Raw genomic sequence first — 14867 nt, 5'->3', positions numbered from 1 at the left:
TTATCTCGGTCCACGTTCGTCATTCCCGGTTGGCGGTCTGGGGGACAGGGATGTGACCCCTCGCGTCGGCGCGGCCGGTCTTCGGATCGAAGTCCGTCACGCCTTCGCCGGATTGGCGGGAGTTGCCCATATTTACCGGCGGAGCGCGGCGGTCGTCCACGTTGGTTTCGGGAAGCTCGTCGTTTTGCGTGCCTTCGTTCAGGGAAATGGGCGGCAATTTGTCGGAGCTGGGGATCGAATTCGTCGTCATTGCGGTTCTCCTTCCAGAGGAAGAACTCCGGCAGCAGGTCCGAGTTCCGCTTAGTGGCGAGCGTCGCTAACCTGCGGCCGTCCCGCCGAGGCATCCTACCTGAAGCCGTCCGACACCACTGGGAGATAGGCGATTGATGGCGACTGGTCGGTCCTCCGCGGAGACCTATTTTAGAAACTCCACACGGAGAACGGCATGTTCCACACGACCTCGAACTTGAAGACCCTGCGCGACGCCCTTTCAGAACATATGGAGCTACCCGAATATTTCCTTGGAATGCACGCCTTCTACGATGGGGAAGTCATCTTCGCGCGGGACGTCGTGCAGGTGAATATGGAACTCCCGCCGTTTCCCGTCGATTTCGATAATGCCTGGGACTGGTTTCGCGAGCAGATCAAAGGATCCCCGACGCAGGAAACGTTCGCCTATGAGACCACCTTCGTGGTCGATGACGAAGACGATCCAGTGATGGAGAAACTGATTGAAATCACTGAAGGGTCGGCGAACACGATCTGGATGATCGACCTCGCACATCAGGAGACGGCGGCAGGCAGTCGCCGCTTCGTCATCGTCACTTCGCCCGACAAGAAGCGGGCGACGGAGTTCCGGGATAAGTTCCACGGCAAGGAGGTCGCGGTCGCTTAACTAGCGGAACCCCTGTTGGAAGAGGCATGTTCCTGGTCGCGAGACAGCTCACTGGACACACTCCTTCGCACCCATTAATGGTGCGTTCGAACCAGCATTAGGTGCGTCATGTCTCTGGTCGATTTCCTACTTTCACGGCGCCAACAGAAGATGCTGGCTGCGCTTCTGCTCAATCCTGAGCGCCAGTACGGCTCGAATGAACTCATTGCGGTGGGCGGCTCAGGAAACGGCGCCGGCAAACGAGTTCTCGATCAGTTCGAACTCTCGGGCATCGTCTTGAAGACTGCACGAGGCAATCAACGCCTCTATTCGATCAATGTTCGGCATCCGGTATTTCCGGAACTCCGATCAATCTGCATCAAGACATTCGGACTGGGCGAAACTATTGCCCACGAGCTCGTCCCCTTCCGTGACCGGATTAGTCTAGCTTTCGTGTTCGGCTCGATCGCGCGGGGGACCGATCGGGCCGACAGCGACGTGGATTTAATGGTCGTCGGGCGCCTCGACGCCTTCGAACTTGGCGAAACCATCGAGCATGTCGAGGATAGGTTGGGTCGTAAGCTCGATCTCAATCTGTATTCGCCTGCGGAGTGGGTGGTGTTGAAGACAGATCGTGTCGTCGAAGCAATCCTGGGCCAGCCGAAAATCATGCTCATTGGGGAAGTGCCTTTGCAGTCTGGAGCGGAACCCAGCACGGGTTCGGTAGAGTAGGTACTCGGATCGAAGACTCCCGCAAGAAGGCGTTTGAGTTTCCCGGTTCGGCATCGGACGCCGGAATCATTTCCTACACGTCGCGTCTCTTTGGTGGCCACCTCTGCAACGCCCTATGCGACGTCGGTCAGGTTCAGAAAGACCTGACTAAAAGGCCCTCGTGCGTCCCTCGCCAGGGCCTTTTCCACGTCGCGCTCCGCGGTTCAGGCAACCTGGCGATCTGACCAACCCAGTCATGCGATCGAGCGCAGAGAAGGTGGTGCCCCCGGCGCGATCGATTGGTCGACATCGGCTACCATCACTAGATTTCGACCATTTCCTTTCGCGGAGTAAAGAGCCTGGTCCGCGCGGTCGATGGAGAGCTTCATTTGGTCACGGATCCCACCGACCGTCGCGACTCCGAAGCTCGCCGTTATCTGGCCGTCGATAGCCGCGGTCGTCTTCCACTGACATTCGCTCTCCCCTTTCATCCCAACGCCCAGCCTAGCGAATTGCTGGGATTCGGCAACGCAGGAGCTGACGAGAGTCAGTTTAAACCTGAGGGCCAGGAAGCAATTTCGCCCGGTTTCAAGACCGTGAATCCTGCCGTGGACAGGTGTTTCAAGCTGTTGCCAGCGCGCTAGATGCAACATAGGAATCAGTGCACGCTGTAGTCGAATCCTTTCCTGTAACTTGCCGCAGAGTCAAACCATGCCGCGTTTCGTAGTCAACGGCCCTCTCGTTMCGGATGAGCTTGTGCAGCAGCTTGAGGAGGACAGGGTTGTCTTGTTCTGTGGAGCAGGCATATCGGCAGGCGGAGGTCTTCCTGGATTTGGATCCCTAGTCGAATATTGCTACGAAGAACTTAGCGTGCCGGTTCCCGCAAAGAAGGACCCGATATGGGGGTGGCCGGACCGTATGCTTGGATCGCTGGAAAGCGATTTCCCCGATCAAATGCGGCAGAAGGTCGTCGACCGGCTCAATCGTCCTGCCACCGACCTCGCAATGCATCGGGCTCTATTGAAATTGGCAAAACTGCGGAACTCCACGGATGGCTACAGGCTTGTCACGACGAACTTCGATCTCTTTTTCGAACAGGCGGAAGCGAACATGGCGCTCGGCGTCGACTTTCATTCGGCGCCTATCCTTCCCATACCCCGCAACGACCATAGCGTCAGTTGGCGAAGCATAGTCTACCTCCACGGACGTCTGCAGCCAGGCGAGGGCAATCATCATCTGGTTCTAACAAGCGCGGACTTCGGACGGGCGTATCTGACCGACGCGTGGGCGGCGCGGTTCGTCGCACGCCTTTTCGCTGAATTCACCGTGCTCTTCATCGGGTATAGTTTGAACGATCCGGTTCTCCGGTATATGACCGATGCCTTCGCTGCCGAGGACGCCAGCACGAGGCGTGGGTTCAAAAGATCGCCCGCCTATATCTTCGTACCCCATAAAGGCGCGCAGCCGCCGGATCCGAAAAACTTCCGGCAGAGACAGCTCGAACCGATTTTCTACCGCGAAGCGTACAATCACCGGGCACTCAAGAACACGCTTCTCGAATGGGCGAAGGCGAGAACCGACTATCTGGCAAGCATTGGCAGCATCGTCAGACGCAACGGCGCACGACTTCCGAGCGCGTTGACGCCGAGCACGAGTTCGAACCTTGTGTGGGCGGTATGCTCCCAGCCGGGCCAGGGGATAGGCGCGCGTTTCTTCGCCGACCTCGCTCCGCCTGCGCCAGTTGAATGGTTGGCGCAGTTCGAGGAGCGAGATACGCAAGTACAGCAAGCGTACACACAAGACATCGGCTTGGCAGTCAAGGAAGCTCGAGTACCTCCGATGGCGCCACAGCTACACGTCGAAGCTTTGTTTCCGCATGAAACCGGTTCGATGAAATTGGAGCCGTTGGGCGACGTCAGCTTGCACCTAGCGCGCTGGTTTTGCCAGCATCTGCAAAGCGAGTGGCTTGTATCGTGGACCTTGAAGAAACTGGGCCTGAGGCGGCGACCTCATCCTCACTTGCGATACCTAATTCACGACACGCTCGCTGGGTCGGCGACAATCGCCCCAGGATTCGCGGCTTTTTGGCGTATTGTGTCCGGTGAAGGCGAATGGGCGCGAAACACACACGAGGCATTCGCCTGGTCATATCTGGCCGATGACGCTCAATCGTTCATGAACTCGAGTTGGTTCCTAGCGGAATTGAAAGCTGCCTTGCGACCATCCTTGCGGCTCCAAGCAAATTATCGGCTTGTGAATGGAGACCTCGTGGATGAAAACAACATAAAGACGATCGTCGACGCGGAAGTGGTTTATTCCTGCGACGAAGTCGGTCGCGTCCTAGATCAACTCGACGAGTCCCCGACCGCGCAGCAGTTCTGGAGCGAGGGGTTGGATTGGCTCACAGATCTCCTTCTGGAAGTGCTCACCCTGTACTCGATCGCCGGTAGCGCGGACGAGAACTCTGACCCAACAGTGCTCGGACGCCCTTCGATTGTTCCACACGCGCAGAACGGTCGACGACGCGGGTGGCAAAGAATTTACGACTTCATATGGAAAGGCTGGATGGCGGTGGACGCGGCGTCCGAAGACGACAGTCGGTACTGGATCCAAAGATGGCGCCGCATCCGGTATCCCGGTTTCCGAAGATTGGTGATCGCCGCTGTTGGACACAGCAGTCATTTCAGCGCGGTGGAAAAGCTGGAGGTGCTACGCGATGGCTAGCTTTCCCGCTCTCTGGCATTCGAGCTTCCGCAAGGAGGTCATGGACCTCCTGGTCAACCTCTGGAAAACTTCGGACGGAGATATGAGGAGCATCCTCGCAGACGAACTCCTCGCGGGGCCGCCGGAAGAACTGTTCAGCCAGATCGCTCCGGAGCAGCGAGAAGCCTCCAGGGACCGGYGGATTTTCGATCGCATTGCAGTCCTGGAGCGCATCCAGGACGTCGACCTTACCGACGGTCTGAAGCTGAAGATGGCGGATCTTCGCGACAAATACCCAAAATGGCAGGCTGCCCCAGGGGAGCAGGCGCACTTTGGGACCTGGTTTAGCGTGGGCTGGGGACGAGACAGCGAATACAGCGTCGACGGGTTGGCCGTGATGACCGACGAGGAATTGCTCGAACGCCTCGTCGAGCAACCGAAAAAAGACGATGGCTTCCTAGAAGCATGGCGCGCATTCGTCATCAAGGATCCTGGCCGCGCTCTCGACTTGTTGGCACTGCTCATAACGATACCCGAGCCGGGCACCGCGGACGTATGGGAGTATGCCAACTGGGGACTTAGGGACTCGTCAGCATCCCGGTCTCAGTTGAATAAGATGCTTGAGCTGTTAGTTAGCGCACCAGACAGCCTCTATCAAAAAGCGGAGTTCCAGCGCAGCGCCGCGGACATGTTGGAAGCGAGAAGCGGCACGTTCTTCGATACGCCGGTACCCTCCGGTTTTTGGAATCTTTTCGACCGCATTCTCCTTACGCTGGAAGATCTGCCGGATGGAGAGGAAGAGGCACCCGACGATTGGGTCGGCCAAGCTTTAAATCGTCCTATCGGCAGCCTTGCCACTGCTTTCATAAACGGGCTGTTCGCCAGGAAGCTCTATGTGGGTGATGGGATTCCGCCTGACTTGTTAGAACGAGCCGACCGACTGATGTCACCGGGTCGGGTCCGCAACCGCGCGGCGCGCGTTATTGGAGCGAGCAGGATCTCGTATCTGAACGCTATAGACCCCGTCTGGACTGCCAAGGTCTTGCTGCCTTCCTTCAACTGGTCCCAGGAGGAGGAATCCATCGCCGCCTGGCAGGGTTATGGTTGGCAGGCACGGCTCGATCCCCAACTTTGGTCAATCCTAAAATCGCCATTCCTGCAGCTCTTTCGACGAGATCGGTTGGAACGGATGGAGGACTATGGCCGGAACATCGCCCAGACGCTCATGCTTGCCGGGGTGGTATTCGGGCAAGACGATCTTAAGCGAGAGGACGTTCGCAAGGCGATCCGCGAGATGCAGCCGGAACTCCGACACAGCGCTGCGGCATGGGTAGCTGGTTACATGGTGGAGGACGACGCCGACGCCGCCGCGGAAGCGGACGAGGAGCCTTTCGAAGGCAACGCCGACGTCAAGTGGAGGGAAAGGATCGCGCCGTGGCTAAAGCGCGTCTGGCCAGAAGAGATGGCAATGAGGTCGACAGATATCGCCGAAGAGTTCGCGATTGCAGCGATCGCCACTTCGGATGCTTTTCCGGAGGCGGTGAAGCTCGTATGCGAGTTCGCCGTCGCGGGCGTTGCGAGTAGACTAATTCATGATCTCCAGAATTCGCCTCATCCTGATCGCCACCCCCATTCCGCCCTCGAGCTGATGGACAAGTTCGTTCAGCGGAATCAGCCCTCGTATGTCGAGCGCAAAGCGAAAGGRATCTTGGACCGTATCGTCGCTGCCACTCCCGACTTGGCAGACGACAATCGCTACAGGAATTGGGTACAGCATCTTGCGGCGCACGGAATAGCTTGATGGCTCGCGAGCAAATGCGGGCGGCAAAGCGCGGCTCGCTCCCACCTAGAACCGCATTCCAGCCGCCGCCAATATTTCATCGGTCTCGGCCGGACGCTCGAACAAGGCGATTCGGCCGCAGAATTCCCACCCTCGACGTTGGGGAATACTAAATCGGTGCCACCTCGTCATTGATCGCCCACTAGGCGGACGCCGCATCCTCGGCTTCGACCTGAAAGAGGCGTGCACTTGACGGTGACCGAGAGCGGCGTAGCTCCGAAGAGCTTCTGCGAAATCGTTTTGGTCCCCGGTTGCTCCGAGGGAACAATCGACGCCGATCAATTCTAAGTCATGACCCAGATCGAGTGCGGGAGCGGATGCTTCCTCGGCGCGTTTCGCGACGCCGACTCCAACGACACGGCGATGAGTTGGCCCGTCATCCTGTAAGTCGCATGTCGCCCGGCCCCTTCCATTGTCCGATGACGGATCTCGCACTCCCTACGGAGGGTACGTCGCCGGTTATCTTGAAGCTGAACGAAAACCACACATCATCGCCATAGGTGGGCCACACCTTCTTGACCGTCCGCAACTCGGCCCTCTGGCAGTGGTCCTCGCATTCCAGTCGTCGTCGCTGTCCTTCGTGACAATGTCGATGGCGGCGCCCCCGCATCGGCCAGGCTTGGTGAATTCGATCTGACGCGAAAGAACTTGTTGGGTCGTCCATTTCGAGGCGTCGACCTTCGCGCCATCGAAATGGTCGTCCATGCTGGCAGCGCAAGCTGACCCGCTGATCGAAGTCAGAACTGCAAGCAGAATCGACCTCATCTGTTTACCCAGGTAAATGAGACATAGGACTACTTTCACATTCACTATAAAGTTGAAGGAATGCGGATTTAAAGCTCCAACAGATGATGGGGAATCTAGGCGTTCTTCGCTGCCATGCATAGTCGGAGAAACGAGTGTCTTCCGACAGTTCGTTAGGTTTAAGCGTAGGCAATATCTACCGAATTCGAAAAGAGATTGGGTGGATTTTGACTTCTACTTGTCGATTCAATGTAAACAAAGCGTCGCATATTGTTGACAAAAACTCGGTTGTATTGTGAGTTGGTGCAATGGGGATCATCACGAACATTCGATCGATGCAAGGCATGGGAATCCATGCTGACCGCAACGCCCGATCTCCGTCGCTCAATCTCCGTCAATACAATCTGATTTACGGTTTCAACGGCTCGGGTAAGAGCACGCTATCGCGCTTGTTCTCAAGCCTGCAGGCCGGCGCGCAGCATCCGCGGCTTCCAGAAGGCTGCTCTTACGAGGTCTCGCTCGATGACGGCGCAGTCTATGGACATCCGTCGAACTCGTCAGGCCTCGAAAAACGCGTTTTGGTATTCAACGCGGACTACATCGAGCAGAACCTGCAATGGAGCGCCGGCCTCGCCAACCCGGTCTTCTACATTGGCGCCGAGCAAGCAGGAGCCGCTGCCGAGCTCACACGCATTGAAGACGAGATCACAAAGACCGAGACAGCGCGGACGCTGGCGCTTGCGACCGAAAAGGCCGCAGAAAAGAATTTCGCAACGTTCAAGCGAGAGCGAGCGAAGGCTGTTGCATCACATCTTCATCTAGGCAGCCGAAAATACGAGGCGCCCGCTCTTAGCAAAGATTATGAGTCCTGGAAGGACGATGCCGGCGTCGGCTTGACGGAGGAAGAACTGCGGGCGGCGGAAGATACCCGTCGACTTGAGGAGCCGATGCCGGCAATCGAGCCGATCGCATTCGACGAAGCAAGCATCGGTGTCGCTTATAGATTCATTTCGGAGATTTGCGCGCAGTCGCTCGCGAAAATCGCGCTTGATGAGGTGGAACGTTTCCCGGCCATGCTGATGTGGCTGAAGCAGGGCCACGAATTCCATAGGGCCAACGACATCGAGAAATGCTTGTACTGCGGTAACTTGGTCTCGAGCGACAGGCGGACTCAACTGGATGCAGCGCTCGATGACCGAGTAGACGAGTTCATCGCGCGCCTCGCCAGGACTTCGGATCGGCTAGAAGATCTGCTGTCAACGCTCTCGCGCATCGAAAGAGCCATCCCCTCCAGGGACGCCCTTGTCTCAGAAGTACGAGAAGGATTCGGTGACGCCCGGAAAGCTGTCGAGCAAGCAGTCGAGCAGACGATCAAGAATCTTATCGGCCTTMGGGAAGTGCTTGAGGCGAAGCAAGCCCGCCCCGCGTCCCCGGTAGACCTKGGAAGACTGTCCTCCGAAGCCGAGGTTGTCGAATCCGCCAAATTGTTGGCGCGAGCGTTGCAGGCGATAAATGAGCTGATTAAGTCCCACAACGACACGGTAGCCAACTTTAACAAGCACAAACATGACGCCGAGATAGCGATCCGGCGTCATTTTCTGCTGGAAGCACGCGGCGACTTTGAAAGGCACCTGAAGGACTTGTTGACTGCGACGCGTGACATCGAAGCCAAGGGTCAGGTCCTCGATCAACTAACCTTGGGCGCAGCCGAACTACGCCAAAAAATTCGCGCACATGGCCCAGCGGCCACCGTCATCAACAAGCTTGTCGCTTCCTATCTTGGGCACGGGGAACTGACGATCCACCCGATCGAGCAGGGATATAAGCTTCACCGGCACGGAACGCCAATTACGGGGACACCCAGCGAGGGCGAGAAGACGGCGATCGCGATCTCATACTTCATTTCCTCGATCGAGGCCGAAAATCGGAAGCTCAGGGATGTCATCGTGGTGGTCGACGATCCGGTCTCCAGTCTTGATACCAAGGCGCTAAACTTTGCGTGCTCGCTTGTCCGCGGGAGGCTGGAGAAGGCTGGTCAGGTTATTGTGATGACCCACAATCTCCAGTGCATGAACGAATTCCGAAAAGGGTGGAAGAGCAAAGCGCGACCGCCCGAAGGGAAGGATCCGACTGCGACATTCCTATTCATCGACGTCAGCATCCCTGAGGGTCAGACGAAGCGAACATCAACGATCGTGGAGATGTCAAAACTTCTTAGGGAATATGACTCTGAGTACCACTTCCTCTTTAGCCATGTTCTCCGCTTCATTGATAAGGCCGACGCCCACGACGATCACGGGTACATGCTACCTAACGTTATGCGGCGGGTCTTGGATGTGTTTCTTGCCTTCAAATGTCCTGGCAGCTCGGGATTGAGCGGGCAGATGGCCAAGCTCTATTCTGACTATCCAGAACTTGACCGCGACAAGCTGACCGCGCTCGAGCGTCTTGCTCAGATCGAGTCCCATTCGGACAATCTGGACGATCTCCTTTCATTTTCGTCGATGACCCTGGAGGAGACACGCGCCGCGGCCGCTGCGCTGATCGAGATGATGGAGCACGTCGATCCAAAGCATCTCGCGGGCGTAAGGAAGCTGTGTCGGTAAACGGCGCTGACATAGCCCAAAGATCGCAATCGAACAGCACCTGTAGGGAGTTGACTTTCTCTTAAATGTTCGTATTTTGTTCCCCATGATCAAGCTCCTTCGAATATTGCGAATAGGTTGAACGGCAGGCCGCTCCGAGGCGGCACGGTCATCGTTTGCATTTTTCGAGGGAGTTCATGATGAGCCATTCCCAAATCGAAATGCCCGCGGCTTTGTACGCCGCCTATACTGAAGCCTCCACGAGGAAGTTCTATCCCAGGAACACCGTCCGTTGCTCGGGCGACCCCATGTTCCGCACGCAACTCGCTCGAAACCTCTGCTGCCTTCTCGACGTCGATCGTCACGTGGTCGCCTGGCTTTGTCTTCCGGCCGAGCTCAAGGCCGAAATCGGACCGCACGTGCCCGATGTCATGGTCGACTTCGACGATGGGCGAAGGGTGTTCATGGACGCCGTCGAGCAAGAGGGAAGCCCGGACATCACCGAGGCCGCCGCGATCGCGCGCATCCACCACAAGTTCATCACCCGCAAGGAGATCGAGACGGGATTTCGCCTGCAGAACGCACGCGATCTCCTGCGATACGCGAACTACCGGACGCCGCTGAACGACAGAGTGAGGCTGCTCGCCGCGCTCGATGAAATGGGTTCTCTCTCCATCGCGGACACCTTTCCACTCTTCGGCGAGGTGAAGCCGATGACCGGGATCGCCTGGATGGTTCTTCGTCGGATGATCGCTATCGAGCTTGATGATGAAATCATCGGGCCGGAGACGGCAATCCGTCGATTCCAGCGGTGAGGGGCAGTCATGACAAACTTTCCTCAAGGTCGCCGGACGGTGACGCTGGAACGCGTGGTCTATGGCCTGGCCCTCAAGACCGCCGCGAGGCTCGGCGGCGCCTTTAAAAGTGCTGAGATCGGCCGTCAGATCGTCGTCGTCCTTCGGCTCCCAGTCGGCGCGGACTTCCACGAATATGTCGCTGCCGCCACTATCCTGGTTCGTGAAGTCGAGGCTTTGCATGCCTTCGCAATCGCGTCTCCGAACGTCGGCAACAGAGGGGGACTGGATCCGCAGACCATCTATGGCGACTTGAAGAGGAAGTCGTCGCTATTGGTCGTCTGGCCGTCGGGGCACGCTGTGCCGAGGGAGATCGCGCTTGCTGCCGATCGCGTCGTGGAGGTCGGGGCCCTCCGCCCGTTCCACCTCGTCGCCGCTGCCAAGCAGTTCGCTGGTCAGGTCATCGACCTCGCGGACGCGAAGAGGATGATGGCGCATCCGCTGCCCGAGGTCTTTGCGGCCTTCAGGACGGGAAGGCCAGCTTCGGCGGTGCTTGACCGTCTCTCCGACGTCGAGGAGGAGCCAATGTCGGCGGGGAGCGGAGTTCGCCTCGAAGACCTCGTCGGCTATAACGATGCGAAGACCTGGGGGCTGTCCCTCTCCAAGGATATCGGCGAATGGAAGGATGGGAAGCTGGCCTGGTCGGACGTCGACCGCGGCCTCCTTTTGAGCGGCCGGCCGGGTACGGGCAAGACAATGTTCGCAGGTGCGCTCGCCCGATCCTGTGGCGCGCACCTCGTAGCCACCTCCGTGGCCCGATGGCAAGCGGCGGGCCGTCTCGACGATACCTTGAAGTCCATGCGCCGGAGCTTCGACGAGGCTATTTCCCGCAAACCTAGCATCCTTTTCATCGACGAAATCGACGGGATCAGCGACCGGATCCGGCTCGTCGGAACACAGCACGAGACTTACTGGGTCCAGGTGATCAATTTCCTGCTTGAGTTAATCGATGGGCACGAAAGGCTCGAAGGTGTAGTCGTCGTCGGAGCGACGAACCATCCCGACGTCGTCGACGCGGCCCTGCGACGACCGGGACGCCTGGACCGCCATGTTCGAATCTCGTTGCCGGACGGAGAGGAGCGGAAGCACCTTTCGCGCATGTATTTCGGCCATCACCTCTCCGAAAGCGACGTCGAGACGATCGCCGCTGCGACTGCCGGATTTACGGGGGCACATTTCGAACAGGCTGGCCGCCAGGCTCGGCGCGAGGCTAGACAGAGCGGGGAGCGGGTCGACCTCGAAATGGTGATGCGAGGCTTGCCCCCGGCGAGGCGCCTGAACAGCTCGAACCGAAAAACGGTTGCGCTCCATGAAGCCGCCCATGCCGTGGTTGGCCTCCACCTAGGAGTCGGACAATTGGCGGCGGTCGTCGTCCCGTGGGAAACCCGCGATCCGCAGCCAGCCGGCTTCGCACAATTCACATATCTCGACGTCGAGTTGGATCGGCAGATCCATCTGGATCGCATCGCTCTCCTTCTCGCTGGACGGGCTGCGGAGGAGTTGTTCCTAGGAACTGCTCTCGATGGAGCAGGAGGCGTGGAGGGATCGGATCTGGCGCACGCGACCGACATCGCCACAGCTATGGAAATCTCATACGGCCTGGGCGAGAGCCTTTCATTTCTGGGCGCGACCACGCCAAATGCCCGAACGCGAGTTCTACGAACCAATCCTGCCGTCGCCCGACGCGTCGAGCGGATCCTTACGCGCCAGATGGATCGATGCCGCGAGATCGTGCGGAGCCGTCGGTCCGTGATCGAGGAGGTTGCTGGCCTCCTGGAGAAGAGGGGCCATCTCGACGGCAAGGAGGTCGTTGAGCTTCTCGCAGCGGACGCAGCGCAGGGAACGGGACGATGACAACAGACTGGAAGGTTATCGTACGAAGCCTGAAAACGAACCGACGTCCTGAGGATCGCGTGCTTGTCGAGAAGGTCATCCTCGAAACGGCGGGAATTCAATGGCGACTTCGCGAGGCGAGACGTCGTCTCTTCATCCTGACGAATTCGGCCGCGGCGGGGATGCCGGCCATCGTAGAGACGGAGGGTGGGCTGGTATGCCTGATTGCCCTTGATGATCTGTTGGACGTCGTGGTGGAACCGGGACCGACGCTGGGGGAGGTGATGGAGGCGGCAAAGAAGGGTCTCAGATGAGATCCAGCGACGTCGTGGATCGTTGAGATTTCCACTCGGCGAGACGGGAGCCTGCGTCTGGATTCCGGCATCCGCCCGCCTCGATTTAATGTCTTTTTTCGCGGCAACCACTTCGACGTCACCTTGAAGGATTCCAACACCTGCGGCGGATCTGGCCCTCTCCCCGCAGAATTGTTTTTCTGCCAAGGTCCAAAAAAAGGCCAGAATACGATCTCGACTTTTGGTTGATTTGTGAGCTACGAAATCAATCGCTGACGATGCAACGCAAGGCTGCGATTGCTCTGCGGTGGGGACCTTAAAAAATCAGAGAATGCGAATGCGGACAAAATTACTAGTCGCCGCGACGGCGGTGTGCGTCCTCCTGTGCGGCGCCGCCAACGCAGAGTGTTTCGGAGAAGGATCATATAGAACCTGCTCGGGTGGCTATCAGGATACGAACGGCGATTTTCACGTTCGATCCTCAGACACCGAAGGTAACAACTACTCAGTCGACTCCACCACACGCCAGCTCCCTGGCGGCGAAACGGAAATCAGGAGTAACGATAGTGAAGGGAACTCATATTCCATCAGAAGCTGGTCGGACTCTTCTGRGCTGCACTCGGTCGACAGCGAAGGCAACGAATGTACGATCACTAACAGCGGCGTCGTGATCGGCTGCGGGGAGTAGCGTTGCAATGATTATCGTCTTCACATGGCTCATCTGCGGTGTCGTGACTGGCATCATCGCGTCGTCCAAAGGCCGGACGGGCGTCGGGTGGTTCCTGATCGGATGCCTTCTAGGTATTTTTGGGTTGATCCTTATCGCGTGCCTCCCGTCGATCAAGTCGCCAGTCCGGTCTGTGCCGCAGGTCGCCGATGGAAGGCCGACGAAGTCGTGCCCCGATTGCGGCGAGACCGTCCTGCAGGTGGCCAACGTCTGCAAGCATTGCGGTCTCCGTTTCGATACAGCCAGGACGGTTTCGTGATGGCCTGGCTTAGAATCTTCTACGTCCTCGCTGGCATCGTAGCCCTGGCGTTGATCGGCGCCTGGATCGCCGGAGTGCGGATCATCGTCATCCAGCCGATCGGTGCGATCCCCAATGGAATAACCGTGCTGGTCACAGGTGTTCCGGGTCTGAACATCATTGATAGCCCGGACGCGATCTGCCAGCGAAAGCAAGGCGGCGTAAGCCTTCTGTGCCGGGGTATGACGGCGGGCGCGATTGCAGACAAGGGTCACATCATCGCTCGGCTTCCCTACAGCAGCCTGCTCTTCCGCCTCAGTGGCGCCCCCGATCTCGACCAATAATTACAGGTTTGATCCCATGAATTCGCCTATCGTCTTCATCAATGTAGGCTGGATGAAATTCTACAACGGGCCCTCGGACGCCGACCCGACGCTCGGTGGCCACGGCCATCTCAAGAAAAGCACCGTGGGTCACGAAGCTTGGAACTTCAGACCCTACAGAGGGCAGCTTCTGGGTTACGTTCCGCGTTCCGCCACCATCAATCTTACCCGCCTCGGCGGAAAGCGACGGTCGGAATGGGTGGACGGCGTTACCGTAGTCTGGATTGCGAAGAGCCCGCGTGACAGGAAAAACTATATCGTGGGCTGGTACATGAATGCGACGGTCTACCGGAACAACGAGCACCTCCGGGTAATGCGTAGTGGCGAGGTTTCGGTTGGATACCAAGTCGTTGCGAAGCCGGAAGCTGGGGCGAAACTTCTTCCAGTGGATGCCCGCGTCTTCCGCATCCCGACAGCAAAGGAAAAAGGAAATCTCGGGCAGAGCCCAGTGTGGTACGGGAAGGACGACGATTTCCGAGCCCACGTGCGGGCCTATATCGGAACAGATGGTGCAAAGCCCGCCTCCAGCAAAGCTGGAAAGTCTCCTCGTCAACCCGACGTCGAACTGCGGCGAAAGATCGAGCAGGCCGCCATCGACCACGCAATCGCGCATTATACTTCCGCTGCGGGCGGCAACCGCTCGGTGATTTCTGTTGAGCTGGATGGAAAGGGATGGGATCTCGAGGCGACCGCTGCGGACGGCAGCGTTCTGAACGTCGAGGTAAAGGGGCTGTCAGGCTCGCAAGTCGTCGTCGAGCTCACGCCGAATGAATATGCAAAAATGCAGTCCGAGCGCGGGCGCTACGTGATCTATATACTGTCGAATGCGCTCGAGAATGCGAGGCGAGCACACGTGTTCCGATTTGACGCCGAGCAGTCGTCCAAGAAGACCTTGATCTGGGAGGCTGACGACGGCCGCATCCTCGCCATAGAGGAGAAGATTGCTGCGCGCCKTTCCGCTATTGAACCTCCTGTTCTCGAATAGGTGTCACTATACGGCACCGCGCGGTGGATATTAACGGTCTCTAACCTTCAGGTCTTGCTTGCCGGTTGCGCCTATGGGACACGATTTCTAGTTTAAA

At 58.0% G+C, this 14867-nt stretch carries 11 protein-coding genes; 10 read left to right on the top strand and 1 reads right to left on the bottom strand.

Annotated elements, in window-relative coordinates:
• Positions 1–19: 19 nt before the first annotated feature.
• Positions 20–250, bottom strand: coding sequence for a hypothetical protein (locus tag AC1DNW_RS28985; RefSeq protein ID WP_477855182.1), 231 nt, complete (start codon positions 248–250; stop codon positions 20–22).
• A gap of 195 nt (positions 251–445) precedes the next feature.
• On the opposite strand from AC1DNW_RS28985, the gene AC1DNW_RS28980 reads away from it, so the two are divergent.
• The 10 genes from AC1DNW_RS28980 to AC1DNW_RS28935 all read left to right on the top strand — a co-directional run bounded on the left by AC1DNW_RS28980 (position 446) and on the right by AC1DNW_RS28935 (position 14770).
• Positions 446–895, top strand: a complete 450-nt coding sequence (locus tag AC1DNW_RS28980) for a hypothetical protein (protein WP_477855181.1) — start codon at positions 446–448, stop codon at positions 893–895.
• A 108-nt stretch (positions 896–1003) separates the two neighbouring features.
• A complete protein-coding gene (locus AC1DNW_RS28975; RefSeq protein ID WP_477855180.1) occupies positions 1004–1606 on the top strand; it encodes a nucleotidyltransferase domain-containing protein in 603 nt (200 codons plus the stop codon).
• A 735-nt stretch (positions 1607–2341) separates the two neighbouring features.
• On the top strand, positions 2342–4309 hold the full coding sequence (locus AC1DNW_RS28970) for an SIR2 family protein (RefSeq protein WP_477855179.1): 1968 nt from the start codon (positions 2342–2344) through the stop codon (positions 4307–4309).
• Complete coding sequence (locus AC1DNW_RS28965) at positions 4302–6089, top strand: hypothetical protein (RefSeq protein ID WP_477855178.1); 1788 nt, start codon at positions 4302–4304, stop codon at positions 6087–6089. The genes AC1DNW_RS28970 and AC1DNW_RS28965 overlap by 8 nt, the downstream gene beginning before the upstream one ends.
• A gap of 1091 nt (positions 6090–7180) precedes the next feature.
• A complete protein-coding gene (locus AC1DNW_RS28960; protein ID WP_477855177.1) occupies positions 7181–9478 on the top strand; it encodes an AAA family ATPase in 2298 nt (765 codons plus the stop codon).
• A gap of 287 nt (positions 9479–9765) precedes the next feature.
• A complete protein-coding gene (locus AC1DNW_RS28955; RefSeq protein ID WP_477855176.1) occupies positions 9766–10272 on the top strand; it encodes a hypothetical protein in 507 nt (168 codons plus the stop codon).
• Positions 10273–10311: 39 nt separating this feature from the next.
• Entirely contained in the window at positions 10312–12165 is a 1854-nt protein-coding gene (locus AC1DNW_RS28950) for an AAA family ATPase (protein WP_477855175.1), read from the top strand.
• Positions 12162–12458, top strand: a complete 297-nt coding sequence (locus AC1DNW_RS28945; protein ID WP_477855174.1) for a hypothetical protein — start codon at positions 12162–12164, stop codon at positions 12456–12458. The genes AC1DNW_RS28950 and AC1DNW_RS28945 overlap by 4 nt, the downstream gene beginning before the upstream one ends.
• A gap of 964 nt (positions 12459–13422) precedes the next feature.
• Positions 13423–13746 carry a hypothetical protein gene (locus tag AC1DNW_RS28940; RefSeq protein ID WP_477855173.1) on the top strand — a complete coding sequence of 108 codons (324 nt, stop codon included), beginning with the start codon at positions 13423–13425 and terminating at the stop codon, positions 13744–13746.
• Between the two features lie 16 nt (positions 13747–13762).
• Entirely contained in the window at positions 13763–14770 is a 1008-nt protein-coding gene (locus AC1DNW_RS28935; protein WP_477855172.1) for a protein NO VEIN domain-containing protein, read from the top strand.
• The last annotated feature ends 97 nt before the right edge of the window (positions 14771–14867 follow it).

Source organism: Rhizobium sp. 05L429 (assembly GCF_056397645.1).
The sequence above is the reverse complement of the archived record's forward strand: the minus strand, read 5'-3'. Positions and strand labels throughout refer to the sequence as shown.